We start from the raw sequence: 26,474 nt of genomic DNA, 5'->3' as shown, positions 1-26,474 counted from the left end.
GGCAAGGTCGGAACCCGGCCGACCGACGACAAGGGGGCGGAGGATCGTGTCGGCAGGGCGGCGATGGTCAGGCCGGCGTTTTCTTCGGGCGCTTCGCGCGGCTGCTCACGGAGCGTTCGCTGATATCGATGGCCGCACGCAGGTGGCTGATCATTTCGGCCTTTGCGACGTCTTCCTTCCTGCGGATCAGGGCGTCGACGATGCGGCGGTGTTCGGCGATCGTGCCGTCGACCGAATATGTCTGGAGCGAGACCAGGTTGCCGACCCTGGAAAACCAGATCTGGTCGTAGCTGACTTCGAGCTGGTGTGCCAGGAGACGGTTTTCCGCGCCGTTGGCAATGGCGACGTGGAACAGGGCATCGAGACGTTCGTAATCGTAGTAGCGGCGCTGGTCGGCGGCCTGCTGCTGCTGCTCCACGATGTCGTGGATCTGTCGCAGGACCTCGTCGCCGGCCCGGCGGCAGCACAGGACGATGGTGCTGGCTTCGATCGCCTCACGAAACTCATAGAGTTCGCGGATGCGTTCCAGCGGTGGCTGGGCGACCGTGTAGAAGCGGCCCTTGCGGCCGATCAGATTGTCCTGGTGCAGCCTTTGCAGCGCCTCGCGCACCGGGGTGCGGCTGACGCCGTACCGGGTGGCGATCTCGTTTTCCTGCAGGACCGTGCCGCCGGGGGTGCGGTCATTGATCAGGTCCTGCCGGAGGATGAGATAGAGTTCCTCGCCCGTATAATGGCGGTTCATGCCGTTCTCCGCCGGCTCTGCGCACCGTTCGGCCCTTGTCATGCGTTGCGTCTCCCCCGTCCGTCGCCCTTTCGGCTTTGCCACAGACGCGCGGTGGGAACAACAAAGCGCCGTGGGCAGGAGCGTGCGGCTTCGGAGGCTGTCGGCGGACAGCCTTTCAGTCGCCATTGAGGTGGAAACGGTCCAACCGGAACGGGGCGGCGGCGGTGGCCGAGGCCGTGCCGGTGATGATATTCGCCATCAGGCGGCCGGAAGCCGGGCCGATGCCGAACCCGTGCGCCGAGAAACCGGTGGCCAGGAACAGGCCGGGATAGCGCGCGACGGAAGAGAGAACCGGCAGGGCGTCGGGCAGGACGTCGATGGTACCGGCCCAGGTGCCCGCGATCCGCGCGGAACGGAAGATGGGAGCATCTTCCTTGAGGTGGTCGAATGTTTCCTTCAGCGTGTCGATGTCCGGTGTCGGGTCGCAGGTGCGGAAATCCTCGAACGGATTGGGACGGCCGGGGCCGAAGCGCCGTTCCTGCCGCCATTCGTGAAAGAAATTCATCCCCATGCGGACACGCAGGAGTTGTTTCTGCCTGAGGTAGTTGGGCAGATACTGGCGCATGAAGCGCAGCGAGTCCGGCGTGACGTGGGTGAGGGAGGAGTTGCGGCGGGCGACCGTGTAGCCGCCGTCGCTGCGGCGGCGAAGGCAGTAGCGGCTTGAGGCAACGTTGACCTCGGGGCCGCCTTCGACGGGCGTGGTGCGCAGGACCGAAGCCGTGACCCGCAATTGCGGAAGCACGATCCCCAGCGTGGCGCACAGCCAGCGGGACCAGATGCCGGCCGCGATCACGATTTTTTCCGCCGCCACGAAGCCGGTTTCGGTCTGCACGCCGACTGCCCTGCCGCCGCTGATGTCGATGCGCTTGACGGCGTTGCCGGTGACGATCGCGACGCCGGCAGCACGGGCCTTTCGTTCGAGAAAATGCATGGCCTGGTCTGGCTCGATGCCAGCATCGCCGGGCGCGAACACGGCACCGGCCCAGGGGCGGCGGAATTGCGGCAGAAGGCGCGCGACTTCTTCAGACTGTGCGATTCTTGCATCGAGGCCACGACCGGCCGCGTGGTCCAGCCACGAGCGCAGGCCGGACCACTCCCCGCCATCGGTGGCCAGGGACAGCAGGCCGCATGGCCGGAAGCCGAAATCGGCTTCCTGTGCCCATTGGCGCCAGAGGGGGCGGCTTTCGAGGGCCAGGGAGAGTTCCGCCATGTCCTGGCTGATGGTGCGCATCCAGCCCCAGTTGCGGCTGGATTGCTCGTATGCAGCCGCGCCCTTGTCGAAGACCACGACCGACAGGCCCTGTTCGCGCAGGAAAAGGGCAGTGGCCAGGCCGATGATGCCCGCGCCGGCGATGGCGACATCGTAATGCTGGCCGGTAGTCTGGGGCGATGTCATGTCATGTGGGACCGGTTGCCGTTGTCCGACCTGTTTAGACCGCATTCTGGTATACTGAAAAGGGGGGGCGATGCGGGTTTTGCAAATCCGGTATGGAATCTTTCTCAGTGATATAAAAGAAAAGGTAGATTCAAGGATTCGCTTCCGGAATGGACTCGACGCCTGTCTGTGTTTCAGTATACCGTATCGGTGAAAGATGACGCGGGGGCTCTCATGACATGTCTTGCCGTCAAGTCTGGTGGGGCTGCGGTGCTGCCGGACTGGCAGGCGGCGTTTGCCCGCCTGATGCCGGAGTTGGAGGTGGTGGGGTGGGCGGATGCCTGTGCCGCGCCCGAGCGGGTCGATTTCGTGCTGGCCTGGGAACCCGAAGGGGCGGTGCTGCGGCGCATGACGGGGCTGCGAGCTATCATCAGCAGCGGGGCGGGAGTCGACCATATTACCCGCGACCCGGAGTGGCCCCGGCACGTGCCGCTTTATCGCATGGGCGATGCGGAACTTGGCCCGCAGATGGCGGAGTATGTACTCTGGGCCAGCCTGTGCTGCCTGCGGCGTGCGTGGACCTGGCGGAATGCCCAGGCGAACCATGAATGGCTGCCGTTCGCCGGCAACCGGCTGGCCGGGGACATGACGGTCGGCATCATGGGGCTGGGCAATCTGGGACGTGAAGTGGCGACCCGGCTGGTCGGGGCCGGGTTCGGGGTCGCGGGCTGGGCGCGGTCGCGGCATGATGTGCCCGGTGTGGCCTGCCATGCAGGGGAGGACGGGTTTCTGCCGTTTCTGGGCGGGCTCGATATCCTCGTCTGTCTGCTGCCCTCGACCCCGGAGACGCGGGGCATTCTGGGAGCCCGCACGTTTGCGGCCCTGCCGCGCGGGGCCTGTGTGATCAATGCGGGCCGGGGCAGTCATCTGGCCGAGGCGGACCTGATTGCAGCCCTTGATGCAGGGCAGGTCGATGGAGCGGTGCTGGATGTGTTCGCGCCCGAACCGTTGGCGCCGGAGAACCCTTTGTGGGCGCATCCGAAAATCATCATTACGCCGCATGCTGCCGCCGAGGCATCGCGGCCCGCCAAGGCCGTCCATGCCGTGGAGGTGATTCGAGCCGTGCTGCGGGGTGAGGAGGCGAAGCTGCGCTATCGGCCTGAGCGGGGTTATTGATCTGCCGATTTTCCGCAGCCTGCATGCGCGGCGGCTTGAACGTTTCTTGACCGGAATTTTTTTGTCGCCGGATTTCATGCGGCGCGTGCCCGGACAGCTATTCCGGCATACTGAATCTGATATTCCGGACGGGCTGATTCTGTCGGGATTTCAGGAAGATAGATAATTTCATGACGATCAGATGAGGGTTTCTGATCATTTCGATAAAAAAATAGATAGACAGCTGGGGGTGTGCTTCCTAATCTGGGCATACTGAAAAGCGAAATCGATGGTGGATCTGAGGGGTGTTCCCTTTATCCGGCATACAGAACTCGTCAGTCCCCTTTTCACGGCAGGTCGTTTCCGCGCCGCCTCCCTGTATCGGAGATACGTCTATGCCTCGCCTAAGACATTACGTGCTCGGAACTACGATTCTTCTCGGCGTGAACCAGTTTTATCCGGAAGGCCGTGCGTTGGCCCAGGCGGCGCATGCCGCCGACCTGCCGGCTGCCGACGAGCAGGTGATCGTGACCGGCACGCGCGACCCGCACCAGACGGCGCGGAGCAGCGTCAGCCCCATTCAGGTGGTGACCGCGAAGCAGCTTGCCGCCACCGGCCAGAGCGATATTCGCGATGCGCTGATCCAGCTTGCGCCGTCGATGACCCGTTCAGACATGAATATCGGCAATTCGAACATGACGGACGCGATCAGCCTGCGCGGACTGACACCGAACCAGACGCTGATCCTGGTCAATGGCAAGCGCCGGCATACGACGGCGGTGCTTTCGACCTTCCAGGGGCCACAGCAGGGTACGAGTCCGGTCGATATCGACCTGATTCCGGTCTCTGCCGTCGACCATGTCGAGATTCTTCAGGACGGCGCGGCCGCCCAATATGGATCCGATGCCATTGCAGGTGTCGTCAACATCATCCTCAAGCATGATACCAGGGGGATTCAGGCGCAGGCCATCAATGGCGGGTATTATGCGGGAGATGGCTTTACCTCGGGCGAGTCCATCAACTGGGGGACGTCGCTGGCTGATCGCGGGTTCTTCGATCTCAATGCCGAATTCAAATATATGGACCATACGGCGCGCGACGGGGTGGATAACCGCACGGGCGTGAAGGACAATTTCGTGCTGGGCAATCCGCGCCAGATGCGCGAGACCATCGGCTACAACATGGGCTATCACATCACGCCCGGCATAGAGCTGTATTCGTTCTCGACCTTCGGGCATCGCGATGGCGAGAGCATGCAGTATTACCGGCCATCGACCGTCATGCCGTCGATGTACCCTTACGGATTCAGTCCGCAGATCACGCTTGGCGAGAATGATTACAGCGTGACGGTGGGTTTTCGCGGTACGAAGTTCGACTGGGACTGGGACGTGAGTATGACCTATGGAGGGGATTCGGCGACAATCGGGATGCTGAATACCGAAAACCCGTCGCTGATCGCCGATTTCGGTTCGTCGCCTGCCCGCTTCAACAAGATGATGACGCTGAGCAACACCCAGTGGACGACGGATGCGGGGCTGCGCCACGCTTTCCATGTGCCGTTGCTGGCAGCGCCGCTGAATTTCGCGATCGGCGCGCAATATCGTTATGACAGCTACCATATCGGTGCCGGTGAATTCGGTGCGTGGTATGGTGCGGGGCCTGCGGCCGACCATGGGTTGAGCCCGCAGAATGCCTCGGACAGCAATCGCGACGTGACGGCGGGTTATATCGACCTGTCGACGCAGCTTCTGCCGAAATGGCAGATCGATCTGGCGGGGCGGTTCGAGCATTACACCGATGCCGGGGACACCAAGACCGGGAAAGTGTCCTCGCGCTACGATTTCAACAAATATTTCAGCCTGCGTGGTACGATCAGCAACGGATTCCGTGCGCCGACGCTGGCGGAAGAGAACTGGTCCAGCCTGGCGGTTTCGCCTACCGGTGCCAGCGGCTTCCTGCCCGTGAATTCCGTCGCTGCCCGCCAGTTGGGCGCGCGACCGCTGAAGCCCGAACGCTCGACCAGTTTCAGTGCCGGTTTCGTGCTGAACCCGATCCGTAACCTGCATATCACGTTCGATGCCTACCAGATCACCCTGAAGGACCGGATCATGGTCGGTGGCGTCTATAACGGACAGACGGCGATCGATGCGCTGAATGCCGGCGGTTTCGGCCTGCCGCCGGGCCTCGTGGCTTCGGCGGTGAAGGCGCAGTATTTTTCCAATGTCGCCAATACGCGGACGCGGGGCATGGATATCACGGCGTCCTATCGCACCGATCTGGGGCGGTATGGGGCGGTGGATTGGGATCTTGCGGCGAATTTCAACCAGACCGATATTCTCAAGATCAACAAGGACGGTACAGGCAAGGACCTGATCAACGCCCAGACGCAGGGCTATATCACGTCCTACACCCCACGGAACAAGCTGATCTTCGGCGGCAACTGGCATGTAGGAAAATGGGATTTCACCGCGCATGAGATCCGCTACGGCCGCGCGACGTCGCAACTGGAATATTATGTCGGCCCGCTGGCTTACTCGAACACGCAGTTCATGCGCTATGTCGACAGCCCGCGTTTCCAGACCAACCTGATGATTGCCTACCAGATCAACCCGCAATGGCGGGTGGCGTTGGGGGCGAATAATGTCGGAAACGAAAAGCAGAGGAAAATACCGAAGGATTTCCGCTATATCGGAACGGCGATGTATGATTATGATATCCAGCAGATCGGCTTCAACGGTGGATATTACTATTTTCAGGTCAATCTGAAACTCTGAAGGTGGCAGGTTCCGAGGTCATGCGATGACAGATACGTTCGTCTCCCGGCTCGCCCGCATGGTCGTTACCCTGGCGATCGTCTCTGTCACCGGTTTTCTGCTGCTTCATCTTGCCCCCGGCGATCCGCTTGCGCAGTTCGCGCTCTCGCCGGGGATGACGGAGACCCAGTTGGGGATGATCCGGCACCAGATGGGGCTCGATGTGCCGTTGCCCGTGCAATATCTTGTCTGGGTGAAGGGGTTGCTGTTCGGGGACTGGGGGCGCTCGTTCCGTGACCATCAGCCGGTGCTGACCATCATCTTCGGGCATCTGGGAGCGACGCTGGAACTTGCCGGCACTGCCAGCCTGCTGGCGACGTGGGCCGGGGCGTCGATGGGGGTGTATGGTGCCTTTCGCCAGGGATCGCGAGGCGACACGATGATGACGATACTGTCCGTCGTGCTGCTGTCGATCCCGACGTTCTGGTTTGGGCTTGTATTCATTTCGCTGTTTTCCGTCCGGTTGGGATGGCTGCCGTCGGGAAACATCCATACGGTGGGCGGGGCTTTTTCGCCGGGTGATTATCTGCGGCATCTGTTTCTGCCGGCGATCGTGCTGGCGCTTGGCTCTACCGCGATATGGTCGCGTTATACGCGCAATGCGGTGGCGGAGGTGCTGGGGCAGGATTACATCCGCACCGCGCGGGCCAAGGGGTTGTCGCCCCGGCGTATTCGCTACCGGCATGTGCTGCGCAATGCGCTGCTGCCGATGATCACGCTGGCGGGGTTGCAGTTTCCGACCCTGCTGAGCGGGGCGCTGGTGACGGAGACGGTGTTTACCTGGCCGGGGATCGGCCGGCTGTTTCTCGATTCGCTCGAATATCGCGACTATCCGGTGGCCATGGGGATTCTCATGTTCTCCGCCGTACTGGCGACCTTCGGCAGCATCCTGACCGACGCGCTCTATGCCGTCGCCGACCCCCGTCTGCGCGTGTCGCGCCAGTGAGGGGGATGATGCGAGACGTCTCTGAAGGGGTCGTGATGTGAATACGCTTCGTCGCCTCATGAAGATCCGCACCGCCTCGACCGGGATGGTCATGGTCGTGGTGCTGGCCTTTGCCTGCGTGGTGCTGCCGCTGCTGCTGCCCTTCGATCCGCTGGAGATCGACCTGCATCATCGTTTTCTGCCCCCTCTGTCGGGCAGCCATGTGCTGGGGACTGACGAGATCGGGCGGGATACGCTGGTGCGGCTGCTGGTGGGGGCCAGGACCTCGCTGCTGATCGGGCTGTCGGCTATGGCGCTGAGTACCCTGACCGGGTGCCTGACGGGCGGGCTGACCGGGTTCTATGGTGGGTGGACGCGGCGGGTGCTGATGCGGATTGTCGATTCCGTGCTGTGTTTTCCGACCATCTTCCTGCTGCTGACGCTGGCCTCCTTCGGGCAGCCGGGGGCGCTGACCATCGTGGGGATCGTTTCGCTGGTGGCCTGGATGGAGGTGTCGCGGGTGGTGGACGGGCAGGTGCGGGCGTTGCGGGGGCGGGAGTTCGTCGTTGCGGTGGAAGCGATGGGGGCGTCGGCCGCGCATATGCTGCTGCGCGAACTGCTACCGAACATTACTGGTGCCATCATCGTCGTTTCGACGCTGAATGTGGCGCGGGCGATCCTGATGGAGGCGTATGTCAGCTATCTGGGCAACGGCATCCAGCCGCCGCAGCCCAGCCTGGGGGCGATGCTGAACGACGCGCAGGAATATCTGCGGCCGGACCCGTGGCTGGCCATTCTGCCCGGACTGGTGATTGCCGTCGCCGTGATCGGGCTGAATTTCATCGGTGACGGGTTGCGCGTCGCGGTGGACCCCAGGCAGGGGCGCCGGGCATGAGCGGGCCCATTCTTTCGGTACGCAAGCTGGCGGTGACGTTCGCGCAGGGGGGCGGCCCGGACATTCCGGCGGTGGAGGGGGCGAGCTTCGATGTGGGCGCGGGGGAGACCGTGGCCATCGTCGGCGAGAGCAGTTCCGGCAAGAGCGTCACCGCCATGGCGTTGCTGGGATTGCTGCCGGCCGGGGCGGGTACGGTGGTCTCGGGGCAGGCACTGTTTCGCCGGGACGGGGAGAATGCCGTCGATCTGCTGGCGCTGCCCGACCGGGCCATGCGTGCCATACGGGGGCGCGATATCAGCATGGTCTTCCAGGACCCCATGACCAGCCTGAACCCGGTGCTGACCATCGGCGAGCAGATTGCCGAAGTGCTGATGACCCATGACGGGCTGACCCGCCGGCAGGCGCAGGCGATGGCGATCGAGATGCTGGCGCGGGTGGGGCTGCGCGATCCGGGGCAGATCGTCGCGCATTATCCCGGCCAGCTTTCCGGCGGCATGCGCCAGCGCGTCATGATCGCCATCGCGCTGGCCTGCCGGCCCCGGCTGCTGATCGCCGACGAGCCTACCACCGCGTTGGACGTGACCGTGCAGGCGCAGATCCTGGCCTTGCTGCGGGGGCTTCAGGCGGAAATGGGCATGGCGATCATTTTCATTACCCATAATATCGGGGTTGTGGCGCAGGTCGCGGACCGGATCGTGGTGATGTATTCCGGGCAGGTGGTCGAGAACGCGCCGGTGCGCGATGCGTTGGACAGCCCGCTGATGCCCTATAGCCGCGTGCTGTTCCGCACCGTGCCGACCTATGACGCCGTGCTGGCCCGGCGCCAGAGGCTGCCGACCATTCCGGGGCATGTGCCCGACCCGAGGCACCGGCCGCAGGGCTGCACCTTTCATCCGCGTTGCGCACATTTCCGGCCGGGGGTGTGCGACGGTTTTCGCCCGTCGCTGGAGAGTGCGCGGAGCGGGCATGAGGTGCGCTGCGTGCGCTGGGAGGAGATCGCCCGTGGCTGACCCGACCGCGCCGCTGCTGGATGTGCGCAACCTGACGAAAATCTATCCGCGCAGGAAAGGATTGTTCGGCAAGGGAGAGGCTTTCGTCGCGCTTGACGGGATATCGTTCACTGTCGGCAGGGGCGAGGTGCTGGGGATTGTCGGGGAATCCGGATCGGGCAAGAGTACGGCCGGGCGGATTGCCATGGATATCCTGACGCGCTCGTTCGGACAGGTGCTGTTCGACGGGGTCGATCCGCTGACCATGGACCGCGTGCAGCGCCGGGGATTCCGGCGGCGGGCGCAGATGATCTTCCAGGACCCTTATGCGTCGCTGAACCCGCGCATGACGGTGGAGCAGCTTCTGCGCACGCCGCTGGCGCTGCACGGATTGACCGGGACGCCGGCCGAGGATCGGCGGAAGCTGGTGGCGGCGCTGGACCTCGTGGGCCTGCCCGCCACGCTGCTGAACCGGTATCCGCATGAATTCTCCGGCGGGCAGCGGCAGCGGATCAATATCGCCCGTGCGCTGATGCTCGATCCGGCGCTGGTCGTGGCGGACGAGGCGGTGTCGGCGCTGGATGTGTCGGTGCAGGCGCAGGTGGTGAATCTGTTCATGGACCTGCGCGAGCAGTTGGGCATCGCGATCGTGTTCATCGCCCATGACCTGCCCGTCGTCGGCATTATTTCCGACCGGATCGCCGTGATGTATCGCGGGCGGATCGTCGAGCTGGGCGAGACGGTGGCGATGTTTACCCGGCCGCGCCACCCCTATACCGCCATGCTGCTGAACGCCGCCCCGGCCCCGGACAGTTCGGCGGCGTCGCTGCTCGCGGTCCAGCCGGTGGCGGAGGATGCCGGTATGGCGGGGGGCTGTGCCTTCCGCCCGCGCTGCACATTCGCCATGCCGGCCTGTGCCGTGGAAAAGCCGCCCGTCCGCACGCTGCAAGGGGGGCACATGACCGCCTGCCTGCGCGACGACCTGGTGATCGACGGGCCGCTTGCGGGGCAATCCTGCTGCTGATCTCTCACCCTCTGCAATCGGAACAGTGAACATGGGACCTGAAGTCGTCACCATCGAGAGCGATACGACCCTGCCGGCCTCTACCGATGTCGTCGTCATCGGGGGAGGGATTGTCGGGGCCAGCACGGCGTTGGCGCTGAGCCGCAAGGGCATTGCCGTCGCCCTGTGCGAAAAAGGCGTGATCGGCGCCGAGCAGTCCAGCCGCAACTGGGGGTGGGTGCGCAAGAACGGTCGCGATGCGCGCGAGATTCCGCTGATGCTGGAGAGCATGCGGATCTGGCATGGTCTGGGGCCGCTCGAACAGGCTGATACCGGCTTCAAGGTGACTGGCGTGCTGTCGGTGGCGCTGACCGAAGCCGATCAGGCGCGGCATGAACGCTGGGCGGAGAATGCGCGGATCTGGCAGACCGGGTCGCGCGTGATCGGTTCGTCGGAAATCGCGGCGCTGCTGCCGGGGGCGACGCGCAGCTTCCGTTCCGCGCTGTATAACGCGACCGATGCCCGCGCCGAGCCGCAGAAGGCTGCGCCGGCCATTGCGGCGGCAGCGCGGGCGCGTGGCGCGCATATCCTGCAATCGACCGCCGTGCGGGGGCTGGATATCGCGGGCGGGCAGGTGCGGGGGGTGTTTACGGAAAAAGGGCGTATTGCCTGCAATGCCGTGGTCGTTGCCGGTGGGGCGTGGTCGCGGCTGCTGCTGGGCAATCATGACCTGACTTTGCCGCAGCTTAAGGTACTGGCCTCGGTGGCACGGACTTCGCCAATCGCGGGGCTTCCGGACGTGAGTGCCTATACGGGGAAGGTCGCGTTTCGCAAACGCGATGACGGGGGGTATAATTTCGCGCAGTCGGGTACCGTCGTGGCGCCGATCGTGCCCGATACGATCCGGTTCCTGCCGAAATTTCTGCCTGCGTTGCGCGCCGAACGGCGGGCGCTCAAACCCCGGCTGGATCATCGCTTCATCGAGGCGCTGCGGCAGAAGCGGCATTGGGCGATGGATCAGGCGACCGTCTTCGAGCAGGTGCGCACGCTGGACCCCAAGCCGGTTGCTGCATTGCTGAAACAGGCCGAGGAAGCGTTCCTGAGCCTGTTTCCCAAGGCAGCGGGGATGAAGGTGGTGCAGACATGGGGCGGTATGATCGACGTGATGCCCGATGCCGTGCCCACGATCAGCCCGGTTCCGGGTGTGGAAGGGCTGATCGTGGCGACCGGGTTCTCGGGCCATGGTTTCGGGATCGGGCCGGGTGCAGGGCAGTTGGCCGCCGATCTGGCGACGGGGGCGGACCCGGTTGTTGATCCGGTGCCTTTCCGCTGGTCGCGCTTTACCGATGGCTCGAAACTTCAGATCGATGTCGGGTTCTAGGGCCGGCTCCGTGCGGAGAGCGTTGATGCATCCTCTGGGCCGCAGGGCATTCGTGGGCGGGTTGGGTGCCGCGGTGGCGCTGCCGGGGTTGGCGGGGCGGGCGCGGGCGGCCCCGCGTGGGCGGCGCGGCGGGATCGTCGTCGGGCTGTCACAGGAGCCGACCGTCTTCAATCCATTGTTTCCGCATATCGAGGTTGATGACGGCCTTCTTATGAATCTGTTCAGTCCGCTCTGGTCGATTGACGAGACGGGCCAGTTCGTGCCGGAGCTTGCGGCCGATATTCCGACGCCCGACAATGGCGGCATTTCGGAAGACGGAACCTTCTGGCGGATCCGGCTGCGGGCGGATGTGGCGTGGCATGACGGGGCGCCCTTTTCGGCCGAGGATGTGCGCTTTACGCTCGGACTGCTGCACGATCCGGATTTTCCGGCCTATTCGCGCGCCGGGCATGAACTGGTCGCGGATGTGACGGTGGTGAGTCCGACGGAAATCACCTGGCGGATGAAGGAAAGCTCGGCGTCGTATCTGTCGCAGCTTGCGAACATGTTCGTCGTGCCGGCGCATCTTCTAGCACGTGAGCATAATTGGAGCGCCTCGGCATTCTCGCAGCAGCCGGTGGGCACCGGGCCGTTCCGCTGGGGGAGCCGGGTGCCTGGCGACCAGATCACACTGTTGGCCAATGCGCGTTACTACCGGCCCGAGGAGCCGCATGTCGAGACGCTGATCTTTAAATACATCCCCGATCAGACCGCACTTTTTACCCAGTTTGAGGTCGGTGCGATCGATTATCTGGGAATGCAGGGTATTGCGCCGGACCGATACCGGGAGGCCCTGGCGCTGCCGGCCGGGCGCCGCATCGAGATTGCGCCTGCCGCCGCCGCCGGTGTCGTCGCGCTTAATCTCGGCCGGCCGCAATTTCAGGATCTGGCGGTGCGGCAGGCGCTGTATCTGGCGCTCGACAAGGAGGAGATCATTTCGATCCTGCTTGAAGGGCTGCCGCATGTGAGTGAATCGTACGTGCCGCGCGAATCCTTCTGGTTCAATCCGGACCTGCCGGCGCACCGACATGACCCGGCGCAGGCACGGGCGGTGCTGGATGCGGCGGGCTGGGTGGCGGGCCGGGACGGAATCCGCAGTCGAGATGGTGTGCGGCTGGAATTCGGCAATTCCTCGACCTCGGGCGATCCGCTGCGCCAGCAGATCCAGCAGGTGATGCAGGCGCAATGGAAGACGATCGGTGCCGCCATGACGCTGCATGACGCGCCGCCCGCCATTACGTGGGGCAGTCGCTGGACCCATTCGCAGTTCGATAGCGCGCTGGTGGAGATCGACTTCATGGTCGGGTCCGATCCGGAATGCTCGCTGCATTTCGACAGCCACCAGTCGGTGGCGCGAGGGGGCGTGGGCAGCAATGTCTTCCAGTACGCGTCCACCGTCGCCGACGAACTAATGGTTGCGGGGATGCATGAGCAGGACCGGATGAAGCGGCGCGAGATCTACCGGAAGATCCAGGCCGTCATCCGGCATGACCTGCCGGTTCTGCCGCTTTACCAGCGCAGTTCGATCGAAGGGGTCAAATCCGCGCTGGTCGGATATAAAAGCAATATCAACGTGCGGTCGAACTGCTGGAATATCCGGTCGTGGTACTGGGCCTGAAAGGGCGCGTCAGTCGGTCTTCTGGTCCGTGCCGGTGACGCGCCACACGGTGTTGCCGACATCGTCGGCGACCAGGAGGGCGCCGGATTTGTCCAGCGCCAGGCCGACCGGGCGGCCGTGGGCGTGGTCTTCGTCCTGTGTGAGGAAGCCGGTCAGCACGTCGCGGGGGGTGCCGTCGGGGTGGCCGTCGGTGAAGGGGACGTAGATGACGCGGTAGCCGCTCTTGGGCTTGCGGTTCCATGAGCCGTGCTGGGCGACGAACAGGCCATTGCGCCAGGCCGCGGGCAGGCTGCTGTCCTGCGAGAAGGCGATGCCGAGCGAGGCGGTGTGCGGGCCGAGCGCGTAGTCGGGGGCGATGGCGCTGGCCACCAGGTCGGGCCGCTGCGGCTTGACGCGGACATCGACATGCTGGCCGTAATAGCTGTAGGGCCAGCCGTAGAACGCGCCCTCCTTCACCGCCGTGATGTAGTCGGGCACCAGGTCGCTGCCGATTTCGTCGCGTTCGTTCACTGCGACCCACAGGGCGCCGGTCTTGGGCTCCCACGCCAGCCCGTTGGGGTTGCGCAGGCCGGTGGCGTAGGGGGTGAGCTTGCCGGTGGCGATGTCGAACCGGTCGATCCGGGCGCGGCCTTCCTCGACCTCCATGCCGTTGTCGGCGACGTTGCTGTTGGAGCCGACGGTCACGTAGAGGGTGCTGCCGTCCGGGCTGGCCAGGATGTTCTTGGTCCAGTGGTGGTTGTAGCCGGCCGGGAGGTCGACGGCTTTCTCGCCCGGTGCGTCGATGTGGGTTTCGCCCTCGTGATAGGGGAAGCGGACCAGCGCGTTGGCGTTGGCCACGTAGAGCGTGTCGCCGACCAGCGCCATGCCGAAGGGCGAGTAGAGGTGGTCGAGGAACACGCTGCGCTGGTCGGCGATGCCGTCGCCGTCGGTATCGCGCAGCAGGATGATGCGGTCGGGGCTTTTTCCGCCCGCGCCGACCTGGCCCATGACCAGGCCGGCGATGCGGTTCTTCACCGTCTTGATGTCGGTGCCGGGGGACTCGGATTCCGCCACCAGGATATCGCCGTTGGGCAGCTTGTACAGCCAGCGGGGGTGGTCCAGGCCGGTGGCGAAGGCATGCACCGCCAGCCCCGCCGCCGGGGTCGGGGCCTGCGTGCCCTGCCAGCCGACGGGCGTGGCGATGTTGACCGTGGGCATGAAGGTGGGGTTGGGCGGCGGCAGGACGGGGTGGGGGCCGGTTCCGGCCGCGACCGTCTGCCGGGCTTCCTCGGGCGAGACGACCGCGCGGTAGCCGGCTGCCACCAGCAGCGCGGTGACGGCGGTGGTCGCGACGAGAAGCCTGATCTGGGAACGGGTCATGAGGGCGGCCTTGCATTCTGTGGCTCCGTGAACGGTAAGCGGAGCCGGTCGGAATGAAAAGCGCGGATCGCCAAGTGGTTGCGGAGGGATGGTCTGGATGGCGCCTGATAGTGTGCATCTTGCCTGTTCATCCCCCGGTGCCATATGTCGGGAATGGCTGCGTTTAATGTTGGCTGGGCATGAGGAGCCGGGGGGAGATGGAGCCGGGTTTTTATTGAAAATCCGGAAATATCACCAGTTATAAGTCAGGTTTCCGTAAATTTTTCGGCCCTGTCCCAGATAGCAGGAATAGGTTCCGCCGCAGGACGTGATGTAATATTTGTTCGTGAGATTCGATATTGCAACCTGGGCACGAAGACCTTTCAGCATGGGGATGCCCTGGCCGAAATCGTAATGGGCGCCGATATCAAACAGAACACGATCGGGTATCTTGAAGCTGTTTACGGCATCGGAATAGGTGGAGCCGACATATCTCAAACCGCCATTGATGCCGAAGCCTCTGAACACTTTGCCTGGTAGCGTGTAATCGGCGAAGGCTGAAACCATGTTTCTTGGTACGGATTCTATGTATTTCCCTTTCTGGGAAACCAGGGCGCCATTTGTGCCGTCGGCGAAATTCTGTTCGCTGGATTCGTTTGTGTCGAGATATGTGGCGTTGTCGTATGTATAGGACGCGACAAGTTTCAGATCGTGGGTGACGTTGGCGTTGGCGGAGAGTTCGAATCCTTCCGATCTTACCCGGCCGGCATCGGCGGAGTAATTCGTGTGGACGGGGTCGGTGACCAGATAATGGTCCTCGTCGATGTGGAAGGCTGCGGCGGTGAGCATGACATTGTGGTCTGGTGTCTGGTATTTCAGTCCGGCTTCAAGTTGTTTGCCGGTCAGGGGATCGAACAGTTTTCCGTCCCATCCTCTGCCCGAACCACCGAGCGATTGGGGGACGAAGGATGTCGAATAGCTGAAATAGGGCGTCAGGCCGAAATCGAAGGTATAGGTCAGGCCCGCGCGCCATGTGAAGGCGTTCTGGGGACGTGGGACGTCATTGCTTGAACTGGTGACGGTGCTTTGGTGGCTTGCGTTCTCGTTGTTCCAGTATTGTGTCTTTCCGTGATAATTGACCCAGTCCTGCCGGCCGCCCAGTGTGATGCTGAGGCGTTTGTATTTGATCTGGTCCTGGAAATAGACGCCCTCCTGAAAGAGGGTGGTGTTGCTGTGGTATCCGCCGTTGAGGCATTCCGCAGACCGTGGGTTCATGCAGGGGATATAATCGCTTATGGGGTTGTAGACATTGACGATGGTTTCTTCGTCGACGCCCGGATATCCATTGCTGCCAGGGGTATCATCCCAATGGTTCCCGCCGTTGCTTGTGTATTGCCGGAAGTCTGAGCCAACGATCCATGTGTTCTTTATGTTTATGATATCGAATTTTCCGCCGATGCGGCTGTCCAGCCCGATCGTCGAATCGACAGATTGTGCGTCATAGGCGCCGCGTGACAGAAGTTCGGAATCGATCATTCCGCCGCCGCTCGACAGATATTTGTCGTTGGTTCGGGATTGTTCCCAACGCAGCGTCTGACTGAACTGGATGTAGCGGTTGAAATCATGCCGAAACAGATATTCGAACATCGCGTCTTTCGCGCCTGATGTATTCCAGCTTGCATCGCCGAAAAAGCGACTGCGTGGAATCCGTCCGAGTCCCTGCGTGTTCAGCAGCACGGAGGGGGGGAGCTGTATGTTGTTTGTTCCTGTTCCGGGCGTATAGAGATAGCTGCCGACAAGGGTGAGCGATGTCCTGGGGTCGATATCCCAGGCGATGGATGGCAGGACGCCCACGCGATGATAATCGATATGGTTTGTCTGCGTGCCCTGTGTGACGCCGATTGCGGCGATGCGATAGCGCACGTTGCCTGATCGGGTCACCTTGTCGCTGACATCGAGGGTTGCCTCGTATCGCCCCCAGTTGCCGAAGCCCACCGATACCTGACGCAGGGGGGTATCCGTGGGTTTTTTGAGACTCATGCCGATCATGCCGCCCGGTGTCGTCTGGCCGTACATGACGGATGCCGGGCCGTTGAACACTTCGACACGATCGAGAAAGGCGGTTTCGGCCGCGCTGTTGGAATATGAACGGATGCCGTCGACGAACTGGGATGTTGTGAAGCCGCGCTGGAGAATGCCGCCGTTATTATTGTCCGTTGCCGCGCCGTTGGTATAGCCGCCCAGAACTTCGGTCGAGATGCCCGGTGCGTAGCGCAGGGCTTCCATGACGTTCTGGGGTTGCTGGTCGATCATCTGCTGTTTGGTGATGACATAGATGGAGTTGGGAATTTCGGTCAGAGGGGTGTCGGTTTTCGTTCCTGCCAGGGTGTTTTCGGCCACGTAGCCGATGCCGGGCCCGGTTGGGTTCTGATGGGTGGTGGCGCCGCCGACGCGGACCGGGCCGAGCGTGATGTTGGAGGACGAGGCGTTCTGGACGACGATCGTGTCGGTGCCTGCGTAGCGGAACGACAGACCTGACGGTGAGAGAAGATGTTGCAGGGCGGCTTCGCGGCTCATGGTGCCGGAGAGCGCGGGGGCGGCTTTTCCCGCAATCAGCGCGGGTGCGTAGGTCACCTGGATGCCGGCCTGTCGGCCGAAGGCGGCGAGAGCCTGGCCGAGCGGCAGCGGCGGGATCGCGTAGGCGCGGCCGGTGGCCTTGGAAGCCGCCTGGGGGATGGAAGTGCCGGCCGGGAGGGGGAGGCTGTCCGTACCGTGCGGGGCGGCCTGGGCGGTTGTGACGGCGAGGATCAATGCGGAAGAGGCGGCCAGCAAGGTGGCGCGGTTTTGCCTCGGAGGTACGGGGTGAGTCGGCGAAGGAAGCGGGCGGACTGGCGGGCGGTGGTCCATGGGGCGTCATGTCTCCAATATGCAAATGCATCGCATTTGAAAGAAGGACGGGGACGCTGTTCGTTTTTTAAGGGCGACGGTGCGAAGATTTTTCCGGTTTGTGTTTCGGGGTTCTGTCTCCGGGTTTTGTTCCGGGTCCGGTCATCGTGCTTTTCGAGGTGCGCGGGTTATCGGTCGGTGGGCGTGCGTGCCGTCGTGGCCAGGAGGATCTGGTGGCCGATTGCGCGCACATGGCCGCCTGCGGGGAGGATCGCGGCACGGAGGGCAGCGGGGATATTGTGCAGGTCGTATACCCCGCCGACATGCCGGGAGCGGAGCGTGCCGCCCCATGTCACGATGAAGCCGGGGTAATAGCGCCGGAGCGTTTCGATGACGTTATCGGCCGTGTCGTCGGCCACGACCAGGGTGCCTGTGGTCCAGGAACCGATCGTGTCGGGGGCGACCTGGTCCTGCGTCAAAGTGCCGGTGGCGCGGTTCAGCCGGATTTCGTCCCCGCTGCCGAGGCGCGTTTCCGGGCTGTTCGGTGCGGTGGAGATGCCGACCGTGCCATCCTGGACGCCGACGCGGATTTCCGCGCGGTCCATGCGGATATCGAAGCGCGTACCGATGTCGCGCGCGCGCAGGGTGCCGGCATGCACCGTGAAGGGGCGGTGGGCGTCGTGCCGGACCTGGAAGAAGGCCTCGCCGGCCAGCAGGGTCACGTCCCGGCCCTCCGGGCGGTCATGCACCGCGATGGCCGATTTCGCGCCCAGCGTGATGATGCTGCCGTCGGCGAGGGTGATGGTGCGGTCGTGCCCCGTAGGGGCGGTGTAATCGGCCCGCAGGGCGATTTGCATATCCGGGAGGACGAACAGGCCCGCGACACAGGCAGCCGCGGCCAGGGAAAGGGCTGTGCGACGGCGCCGCCGGGTAGCGCGAGGGGATGGGTGCCGGCGCCTGCCGGGCGGCGTGACGGTGGGGGAACTGGTGGCCGGCGGCGCTTCGACCACGGGAAGGGCGAGCAGGGCCGGGCTGAGGGCGCCGGTGAGTTGCCAGACGCGGAGCGCCCTGGCCCAGGCCTGGGCATGCGCGGGCGCATCGCCATGCCAGGCGGCGAATGCGCGGCGTGTGGCGGGGTCGTCCGGGTCCTCGGTCAGGCGGATGACCCACATGTTGGCCTCCGTGGTCGGCCCGTCGTTCTGGTCGGAAGGGGTGTCTGTCATAGGGACCACGAGCGGTTCACTATCCGATGGGTTTGCGGCGGGCGGGCTGCCGTCTTGTCAGGGAGACGGGGAAGGCGGGCGTTTTTCAAGGTATGCGGTTCAGTTTCCGGCTGCGGTGTCATCGAGCGCCTGCTGGCATGCGGCCATCGCATCGTTGATCAACTGCGCGGCCCGGACGATCGAGATATCCAGGGTTTCGGCGATCTCGCGCAGTTTGCAGCCGCCGAGGCGCTTCATCTCGAAGGCCAGCCGGGTGCGGGCGGGAAGCGTGGCGAGGGCGCGCTCGACGATGGCCAGTGCCTCGCGGCTTTCGGCGTGGGATTCGGGGGAAAGGGGATCGGCGAGCAGGCCCTGGATGGCGCTGTTGCAGATATCCTCTTCGTTGCGGACCCGCCCGAAACGCAGGCGGTCGATGGCAAGGCGCCGGATGGCCTGCAACAGGTAGGGCAGGGGGTGCTGGATCGCGATGCCCTGCCTCTGCGCCGTGGTGACCTTGAGGAAGGCGTCCTGCACGATATCTTCGGCGCGGGCGCGGCAGCCGACGATGGCGGCGGCGACCTCGACGAACCGGGCGCGGTGGCTGAGATAGACATCCACGATCTGTTGTGACTCTTCCACCGCTCCATGCTTTCTGGCGTCTTGTGACCCGCTGGGGTTTCCCGATGATGTCGCATGCCGGGATGGGTTTCGTGTATTGCGAGTTTTTCTTAACTGCAACCGTTATTCGGCCGGGTGGGTGGTGGTGGAAAAATCTTGAGGTGGCCCCTTAAAAACCGGTGGGGCTGGCCGTCTTGCATGGAGTGCCCCTGGCCGGACATTTTTCGGAGGGCAGGGAGAAGAAGGCCGTCCCTGCCGGGTACGGTTACCAGTTATAGGTCAGATTGCCGTAGATCTTGCGGCCCTGACCAAGGTTGCAGGCCCAGCTCGTGCAGGAGACCGTGTAGTATTTGTTGGTCAGGTTCGAGATGGCGATCTGGGCTTTCAGCCCTTTCAGGACGGACGTTGCATGGCCGAGATCGTAGTGCGCGCCGATGTCGAACAGGAGATAGGCAGGCGTCTTGAAGGATTCGACGCTGTCGCCGTAGGTGGTGCCGGTGTAGCGCATGCCGCCATTGATGCCCAGGCCGCGCAGGGCACGGATGGGAAACGTGTAGTCGACGAAGAGCGAGAACATGTTGCGTGGGATGTTGGGGACGGACATGCCCTGCTGCGAGAGCGCATCGCCATAGGATGAATCGGTGTAGGGATCGTAGCGTTTCGCGCTCTTGTTCGTCCTGGCGAAACGGAGATCGGTGAAGGTGTAGGATGCCACCAGCCTGAGATCGCGGGTCACGTTCGCGTTGGCGGAGACCTCGACACCCTGGGAGCGGACCCGGCCACCGTCGTACTGGTAGCCGCTGTGGGTGATGTCGCTGATAAGGTAATGATTTTCGTCGATATGGAAGGCTGACGCGGTGAGCAGGATGTCGCGGTGGGGAACCTTGTATTTCAGGCCGGCTTCGAATTGCTGGCCGGTCAGGGGCGCGAAGGGTTGGCCCTGCCAGTTGGTCGAATTCTGGGGAATGAAGGATGTGGCGTAGCTGAAATAGGGGGAAAGGCCGAACGGAAGTGTATAGACCAGCCCGGCCCGCCAGGTGAAGGCGCTTTGCGGCTGGGGGGCGGCCCGGCTGGCGCCGGACTGTGAAGACGTCATCCCTTCGGCATTGGTGGTCGAGTAGTTTTCATATTTCGCTCCATAATTCACCCAGTCCTGTCGGCCACCGAGCAGGATGGACAGGCCCCTCCACTTGATCTGGTCCTGGAAATAGACGCCTTCCTGGAAATAGTTGAAGCGTGAGACGGAATTTCTGACCGTGCAGCCGGAAAGGGCGCTGTAGCAGGGAACATAATGTGACGTGGGATTGGTGAAGGCGTCCACCAGCGGCTCGTTTCCGGATTTGTCCGACGTTGACAGGAAATCCCAGTCGAACATCCGGAAATCTGACCCGACGACCCAAGTGTGCTGGAGCGGGCCGGTATCGAACTTGCCGAAAATGCGGGTATCGAGGCCAGTGGTCGTGTTTCTGTCCTGCGTCCACCATGGTTGCAGATAGACCTGACCGGGGGAGCCTGTGCCATCATAATAGAAACTGTTGTTGCTGTCGTTGCTGTTTTCCCAGCGGAAGACCTGCCGGAAGCTGATGAAACGATTGAATCTGTGGGAGAACTGATATTCGAACATCGCGTCTTTCGAAGACTGGGTGTTCGCATTGATCAGGCCCAAATAGGTGCTTCTGGAAATCCGCCTGCCATCGAGGGGGAGCATTGTGCCGAGAAGCGGATATTCCAGACCGACGCCGTTTCCGGGGGTGTACATGTACATGCCGGTCAGGGTCAGGGATGTCCTGGGGTCGATATCCCATGTGATCGATGGCAGGACGCCGACGCGGTGATAATCGATATGGTCGGTCTGCGTGCCTTGAGTGACGCCGATGGCGGCCACGCGGTAGCGGACATTGCCCGATTGCGTGAGCTTGTCGCTGACATCGGCCGTCAGTTCGTAGCGGCCCCAGTTGCCGAAGCCGAGCGAGACCTGATGCAGGGGCGTGTCGGTGGGTTTCTTGAGGCTCGTTGCCAGCAGGCCGCCCGGATTGGACTGACCATACATGACGGAGGCGGGGCCGTTGACGACTTCGATCCGGTCGAGAAAGGCGGTTTCGCCCGCGCTGGTGGATTCCGTCAGCAGGCCGTCCACGAACTGCTTCGTATCGAAACCGCGCTGCATGATGGAGCCGGCGGTATTGGGGGACGCATCGCCGTAGGTTCCGGCACCCTCGGTACGGACACCCGCGACGTAGCGCAGGGCTTCCTGCACGTTCTGCGGCTGCTGGTCGATCATCTGCTGTTTCGTGACGACGTAGATGGAATTGGGGATTTCGGTGATCGGAGTATCGGTCTTTGTGCCGGCCAGGGTGTTTTCGGCGACGTAGCCGATGCCGGGGCCCGTCGGGTCCTGATGGGTGGTGGCACCGCCGACGCGGACCGGGCCGAGGGTGATGGTGGAAGACGTCGTGCGGTCGAGCACCAGCGTGCTGGCGTTCAGCCGGTGGAAATGGACCGGTGTGCCAGCGAGCAGCGTGGCGAGTGCGGCTTCCGGCGCCATGGTTCCCGAGACGCCATGTGCGGTGACGCCCGTGGTGATGGCGGGGTCGTAAGACATCTGCCGGCCGGATTGCCGGGCGAAGGCAGCCAGCGCCGTTGCCAAAGGCTGGGCAGGAATATTGAAGGCCCGGGTCTGGGCGGCCAACTGGGTCATGTCGGTGGGGGAGGCGAAGGTCGGCGCTGCGTGTGAGAATGCCGTCTGGGCAATGCCGACCATCAGGTAATATCGCCAGTGCCTGATGATGCGCCTGGTGCCGTGTTGCCCGGAAATCATTCTGGAAGCCGCTCCGTTTTCTCGTGTGTCGCGTTTATATGCAAATGACTCGCATTTGCCTGATAATGAGAAGAACGAGGGCGCTGGATTTACAGGCGGGTGGCACGAAAAAAGAAGAGGCGGAGGGGATGGAGGGAAGAGGGAGGACGGAAAATGTCCGCTGTCAGTGCGTCAGCGCTGTGTGCCGCCCAATATCAGGATTTGTGTGCCGATTTGGGTGACGCCGATCCGGGCGGGGGCGGCGACGGCGTGAAGCGCGCCGGGAATGTCCGACAGGTCGTAGTTTCCGGCGACGTGGGCTCTGCCGGGGGCCGCACCGTAGGACAGGATGATGCCGGGATAATAGCGGCGCAGGGTCTGGACCACCGAGGCGACCGTGGCGTCGCTGACCAGCAGGTGGCCCTGTTGCCATGAGCCGATGGCAGAGGGATCTTCCCGGCTTATCGTCGCATGGCCGGTGCGGGGATCGACCGCGATGACGTCGCCGGCGGTCAGGCGTTTCTCCGGGATGCGCGGGTCGCCGCAGGAGACGCCGACGCTGCCCTCGCTGACGGCCAGCGTGATGCGCGTGTCGGCCCTGTCGATATCGAAGCGGGTGCCGATGTCGCGCGCCGTCAGGCGGCCGGCGGTCACGATAAAGGGGTGGTCGGCATCGTGCCGGACGGTGAAGAAGACTTCGCCCGCCAGGACCTCCACCTGTCGCTGCCGGGGGGTGTAGTGCAGGGCGATGGCTGAGCGCCCGCCCAGGGTGGCCGTGCTGCCGTCGGGCAGGGTGATGGTGCGGTTTTCGGCGGTTCGGGTCGTGGCGTCGGCCAGCAGGGCGAGGCGGATGTCGCCGCCGAACAGGAGAGCGATGCCGAGGGACAGGGCGGCGGTGGCGGCCAGCGTGACGCGCCGCCGGGATGTGGGCGGGCGGCGGGCCGGGATCTGCCCGGCGACGGGGCCTGACGGGTCCAGCGGCAGGAGGACGGGCCCGAGTTCTCCGGTGAGGTGCCAGACGGTGCGCATGGCGGCCCATGCGGCATCGTTCTCCGGGCGCTGCCGGCGCCAGGACTGGATGGCCGCATGCAGCGAAGCGTCCGCAGGGGTGTCCGCCAGACGGACGAGGAAATCCGTCGCTTCGGATACGGCCCGTGGATCGTCTTCGGGGGGCGGCGGGGTGTTCATTGCGTGCATATGGCGGGGTGTGCGGCTCTCGGTTTTTCCAGGCGGCTTCTGCTGGGATGACGACGCAGAGAAGGTTTTTTCAAGGGCGGGGGCTCGGCTTGCCGTCGCGTTTCTGCGCGTCGATCGCGTGTTTGCAGGCTTTGAGGGCTTCGGCGATCAACTGGGCGGCGCGGGTGATGGAGATATCGAGCGTTGCCGCGATTTCGTGGAGTCTGTAGCCGCCGAAACGCTGCATTTCGAACGCGATGCGGGTGCGGGGGGGCAACTGGTCCAGTGCCGAGGCGATGACGGCGAGCTGCTGGCGGGACGCGGAGGCATCTTCCGGCGTGCGGTATTCGGTCGAGAGGGCGGCCAGGACCTGCTCGGTGTGGCTTTCCTCGAACCGCACCTTGCCCGAATGCATGTGATCGAGCGCCAGGCGGCGGACGATCTGCGTCAGATAGGCCAGCGGGCTGGCGACGGGCGTGCCGCTGCGCCGGGCCTGGGAGAGGTTGACGAAGGCATCCTGCACGATGTCCTCGGCCTTGGCGCGCGAGCCGACGATCCTGGCCGCCAGATTGAGGAAGCGGAGCCTGTTGTCGAGATAGACCGAGAGAAGTGTGTCGTCGTTTGCCACCGTATGCCGTTCCGGGCGCTCAATCTCGCAGTCTGTGGAGTCGGCGGAAACCGGCCCGCTATCGGTGTGTCCACACTATTGAGAATAGATCGCAACATCAAGGGCGGTGGGGCGGATAAAGGGGCGGGAGCCTTGCGGTTTCGGCATGGCGAACGGGTGTGTTCCCGCCCTGTAAAAATGGACCTGTCGTTCGTCGTCTGGTGCCTACCAGCTATAGGTGAGGTTGCCGTAGAGGCGGCGGCCCTGGCCGATATAGCAGCTGTAAGCACCCGTGCAGGACGTGATGTAGTATTTGTTCGTCAGGTTGGAGACCGCGAGCTGCGCCTTCAGGCCGCGCAGGATGGGGGTGGCCGCGCCGAGGTCGTAATGGGCGCCGATGTCGAACAGCAGGTAGGCCGGAACCTTGTAGCTGTTTGCGGCGCTGTTGTAGGTGGAGCCGATATAGCGCAGGCCGCCGTTGAGGCCGAAACCGCGCAACAGGCGGTAGGGCGGGGTATAGTCCAGGAAAAAGGAAAACATGTTACGCGGGACGGTCGGGACGTATTTTCCTTTTTCCGCCACGTCTGCGCCGCTGCTGCCGTCGGGGAAGCTCTCGGTCGCGATCAGGTTGGTGCGGGTGAAGGTGGCCTTGGTGAAGCTGTAGGACGCGATGGCCCTGAGATCGCGGGTGATGTTGGCGTTGGCCGCGAGTTCGAACCCTTCCGACGTGACGCGACCGGCATCGGCCGAGAAGTCGGTATGGACGGGATCGGTGATCAGGTAGTGGTTTTCGTCGATATGGTAGGCCGCGCCGGTGATGAGGATATCGCGGTGCGGGACCTTGTATTTCAGCCCGGCTTCGTACTGCCTGCCGGTGAGGGGCGGGAAGGTGTTGCCCTGCCAGTTGTTGCCTGTCTGGGGAATGAAGGACGTGGAATAGCTGAAATAGGGGGACAAGCCGAAATCGAACGCATAGACCAGGCCGGCGCGCCAGGTGAAGGCGCTCTGGGGGCGGGGCAGGTCGGCACTATAGGACGTGGTGGCCGTGCTGGTGGCGTTGATGTTGGAGGTGGTGGTGGTCCCGCCGTGGTAGTTTACCCAGTCCTGCCGGCCGCCGAGCAGGATGGAGAGACCTTTCCACTTGATCTGATCCTGGAAATAGACGCCTTCCTGGAAATAGCTGGTATTGCCGTTATAGACCTGATCGCGGCAGGTGGGATTATGCACGTCGACGCAGGGGATGTAGTTGCTCTGCGGATCGTAGATATTGATCGTGCTGAAGCCGTTAAAACCAGGCAGGCCGTTGAAGCCTGACGAACGATCGAAGATCTGATGGAAATGATTGGAGTATTGGCGGAAATCCGATCCTACGACCCAGATGTTGGAAAGTTGGCCGATATCGAAATTGCCGTGGACCCTGCTGTCGAGCCCGACCGTGTCGTTGGTCTCCTTCGTTGAAGAAGGGAGCCTGAGGGCGGTGGTCTGGTTGAGCATGCCCGCATAGTTCATTCTTTCGTAGTTCCACTGCGACTGTTCGAAGCGGAAGACCTGATCGAAGGCGATGAACCTGTTGAAGCGGTGGTGGAACTGATATTCGAACATCGCGTCGCGGTTCGCGTTTTCGTTCCAGTTCCGGTCGCCCAGGAATCGGCTGCGGGGCAGCCGGCCATAGGCGCCGGGCAGCAGGGTGGCATAAGGCGGCTGCTGGCTGGTGTTGGCGCCGCTGCCGGGGGTGTAGAGGTAGCTGCCGATCAGCGAAAGGCTGGTATCGTGGTCGATATCCCAGGTGATCGAGGGCAGGACGCCGACGCGGTGGTAATCGACATATCTGGTCTGTGTGCCCTGGGTGGTACCGATGGCGGCGATGCGGTAACGCACATTGCCCGAGCGCGTCACCTTGTCGCTGACATCGACCGTCGCCTCGTAGCGGCCCCAGCTTCCGAAGCCTAGGCTGGCCTGATGCAGCGGGGTGTCGGTGGGTTTCTTGAGAGACATTGCGATCATGCCGCCGGGTGTGGTCTGGCCGTACATGACCGAGGCGGGGCCGTTGATCGCTTCGATCCGTTCGAGAAAGGCGGTTTCGCCCGCGCTGAAGGATTCGGACATCAACCCGTCGACGAACTGGGAAGTACCGAACCCGCGCTGGAGGATCGTGTTGGTCTGGGCCGAGCCCTGGGAATAGGTGCCCCAGCTTTCGGCATAGATGCCGGGCGTGTAGCGCAGGGCCTCCTGCACGTTCTGGGGTTGCTGATCCACCATCTGCTGTTTCGTGATGACGTAGATGGAGTTGGGGATTTCGGTGAGGGGAGTGTCGGTCTTGGTGCCGGCCATGGTCGTTTCGGCGACGTAGCCGATGCCGGGGCCGGTCGGGTTCTGGCGGGTGCTCTGGCCGCCGACGCGGACCGGGCCGAGGGTGATGGTGGAATGGGTGGATGGCGTGAGCAGAAGCGCGCCGTCGGGGCCGGCAGCGATGCCGATACCGGTGCCGGCGAGGGCCTGCCGCAGGGCGGCTTCGGTCGTGAGGGTGCCGGATACCGGCTGGCTGGTGGCGTTGGCGGGGAGGGGGAAGGCATAGGCGATCCGCGCGCCGCCGATGCCGCCGATCCGGGCGATGGCGACCGGCAGGGGGCTTGCTGGAATGGCGAAGCGGTAGGTGGGCGCGGACGTGGGGGACGCGGCGTGTGCGGGGCGGGGGGCGGCGGCGCCGAGGGCGGTGAGGCAGGCCAGGGTCGTGGCGCAGGTCAGGGCGGTTCGTGTGGTGAAAAACCGGGTTCGGCGGCGCATCGGGCCCTCATGCTCGTTTCGAAAAGACGGGGTGCGATGCAGCCCCTGCTACTTTTCAAAACGGGTGAGAGCGATATTGCCTCATCTGC

At 63.6% G+C, this 26,474-nt stretch carries 18 protein-coding genes; 8 read left to right on the top strand and 10 right to left on the bottom strand.

The window, feature by feature from the left end; translation table 11 throughout:
- Positions 1-67: 67 nt before the first annotated feature.
- Both C7453_RS13760 and C7453_RS13755 read right to left on the bottom strand, forming a co-directional pair.
- Positions 68-742, bottom strand: coding sequence for a GntR family transcriptional regulator (locus C7453_RS13760; RefSeq protein ID WP_245949044.1), 675 nt, complete (start codon positions 740-742; stop codon positions 68-70).
- A gap of 157 nt (positions 743-899) precedes the next feature.
- On the bottom strand, positions 900-2,180 hold the full coding sequence (locus C7453_RS13755; RefSeq protein ID WP_245949043.1) for an NAD(P)/FAD-dependent oxidoreductase: 1,281 nt from the start codon (positions 2,178-2,180) through the stop codon (positions 900-902).
- A gap of 213 nt (positions 2,181-2,393) precedes the next feature.
- On the opposite strand from C7453_RS13755, the gene C7453_RS13750 reads away from it, so the two are divergent.
- The 8 genes from C7453_RS13750 to C7453_RS13715 all read left to right on the top strand — a co-directional run bounded on the left by C7453_RS13750 (position 2,394) and on the right by C7453_RS13715 (position 12,977).
- Complete coding sequence (locus C7453_RS13750; protein WP_114728217.1) at positions 2,394-3,335, top strand: 2-hydroxyacid dehydrogenase; 942 nt, start codon at positions 2,394-2,396, stop codon at positions 3,333-3,335.
- A 395-nt stretch (positions 3,336-3,730) separates the two neighbouring features.
- The gene (locus C7453_RS13745; protein ID WP_245949042.1) at positions 3,731-6,088 is read left to right on the top strand and encodes a TonB-dependent receptor plug domain-containing protein; all 2,358 of its coding nucleotides are present in this window, start codon (positions 3,731-3,733) and stop codon (positions 6,086-6,088) included.
- A gap of 25 nt (positions 6,089-6,113) precedes the next feature.
- On the top strand, positions 6,114-7,073 hold the full coding sequence (locus C7453_RS13740; protein ID WP_114728125.1) for an ABC transporter permease: 960 nt from the start codon (positions 6,114-6,116) through the stop codon (positions 7,071-7,073).
- Between the two features lie 37 nt (positions 7,074-7,110).
- Positions 7,111-7,947 (top strand): ABC transporter permease, encoded by an 837-nt coding sequence (locus tag C7453_RS13735; protein ID WP_211311071.1) that lies wholly within the window; start codon positions 7,111-7,113, stop codon positions 7,945-7,947.
- Positions 7,944-8,957 carry an ABC transporter ATP-binding protein gene (locus C7453_RS13730; RefSeq protein WP_114728123.1) on the top strand — a complete coding sequence of 338 codons (1,014 nt, stop codon included), beginning with the start codon at positions 7,944-7,946 and terminating at the stop codon, positions 8,955-8,957. Before C7453_RS13735 ends, C7453_RS13730 begins: the two co-directional genes overlap by 4 nt.
- Entirely contained in the window at positions 8,950-9,960 is a 1,011-nt protein-coding gene (locus C7453_RS13725; protein WP_245949041.1) for an ABC transporter ATP-binding protein, read from the top strand. The genes C7453_RS13730 and C7453_RS13725 overlap by 8 nt, the downstream gene beginning before the upstream one ends.
- Positions 9,961-9,991: 31 nt before the next feature.
- The gene (locus C7453_RS13720; RefSeq protein WP_114728121.1) at positions 9,992-11,320 is read left to right on the top strand and encodes an NAD(P)/FAD-dependent oxidoreductase; all 1,329 of its coding nucleotides are present in this window, start codon (positions 9,992-9,994) and stop codon (positions 11,318-11,320) included.
- 25 nt (positions 11,321-11,345) lie between these two features.
- Positions 11,346-12,977, top strand: a complete 1,632-nt coding sequence (locus C7453_RS13715) for a peptide ABC transporter substrate-binding protein (RefSeq protein WP_211311070.1) — start codon at positions 11,346-11,348, stop codon at positions 12,975-12,977.
- Between the two features lie 9 nt (positions 12,978-12,986).
- On the opposite strand, the gene C7453_RS13710 is transcribed toward C7453_RS13715, so the two are convergent.
- From C7453_RS13710 to C7453_RS13675, 8 genes are all read right to left on the bottom strand, one after another.
- On the bottom strand, positions 12,987-14,336 hold the full coding sequence (locus tag C7453_RS13710; protein ID WP_114728119.1) for a PQQ-dependent sugar dehydrogenase: 1,350 nt from the start codon (positions 14,334-14,336) through the stop codon (positions 12,987-12,989).
- A 231-nt stretch (positions 14,337-14,567) separates the two neighbouring features.
- The gene (locus C7453_RS13705; RefSeq protein WP_245949040.1) at positions 14,568-17,147 is read right to left on the bottom strand and encodes a TonB-dependent siderophore receptor; all 2,580 of its coding nucleotides are present in this window, start codon (positions 17,145-17,147) and stop codon (positions 14,568-14,570) included.
- 242 nt (positions 17,148-17,389) lie between these two features.
- On the bottom strand, positions 17,390-18,424 hold the full coding sequence (locus C7453_RS13700; protein ID WP_114728117.1) for a FecR family protein: 1,035 nt from the start codon (positions 18,422-18,424) through the stop codon (positions 17,390-17,392).
- Between the two features lie 99 nt (positions 18,425-18,523).
- A complete protein-coding gene (locus C7453_RS13695) occupies positions 18,524-19,042 on the bottom strand; it encodes a sigma-70 family RNA polymerase sigma factor (RefSeq protein ID WP_170143227.1) in 519 nt (172 codons plus the stop codon).
- 244 nt (positions 19,043-19,286) lie between these two features.
- The gene (locus C7453_RS13690) at positions 19,287-21,839 is read right to left on the bottom strand and encodes a TonB-dependent siderophore receptor (RefSeq protein ID WP_114728115.1); all 2,553 of its coding nucleotides are present in this window, start codon (positions 21,837-21,839) and stop codon (positions 19,287-19,289) included.
- Positions 21,840-22,010: 171 nt separating this feature from the next.
- Complete coding sequence (locus C7453_RS13685; RefSeq protein ID WP_114728114.1) at positions 22,011-23,015, bottom strand: FecR family protein; 1,005 nt, start codon at positions 23,013-23,015, stop codon at positions 22,011-22,013.
- A 70-nt stretch (positions 23,016-23,085) separates the two neighbouring features.
- The gene (locus tag C7453_RS13680; RefSeq protein WP_170143225.1) at positions 23,086-23,622 is read right to left on the bottom strand and encodes a sigma-70 family RNA polymerase sigma factor; all 537 of its coding nucleotides are present in this window, start codon (positions 23,620-23,622) and stop codon (positions 23,086-23,088) included.
- Positions 23,623-23,826: 204 nt separating this feature from the next.
- Entirely contained in the window at positions 23,827-26,385 is a 2,559-nt protein-coding gene (locus C7453_RS13675; protein WP_114728112.1) for a TonB-dependent siderophore receptor, read from the bottom strand.
- Positions 26,386-26,474 lie beyond the last annotated feature (89 nt).

This window comes from Gluconacetobacter liquefaciens, from assembly GCF_003350405.1.
GTDB classification, from domain to species: Bacteria; Pseudomonadota; Alphaproteobacteria; order Acetobacterales; family Acetobacteraceae; genus Gluconacetobacter; species Gluconacetobacter liquefaciens.
This window is presented reverse-complemented; position numbering and strand designations above follow the sequence as displayed.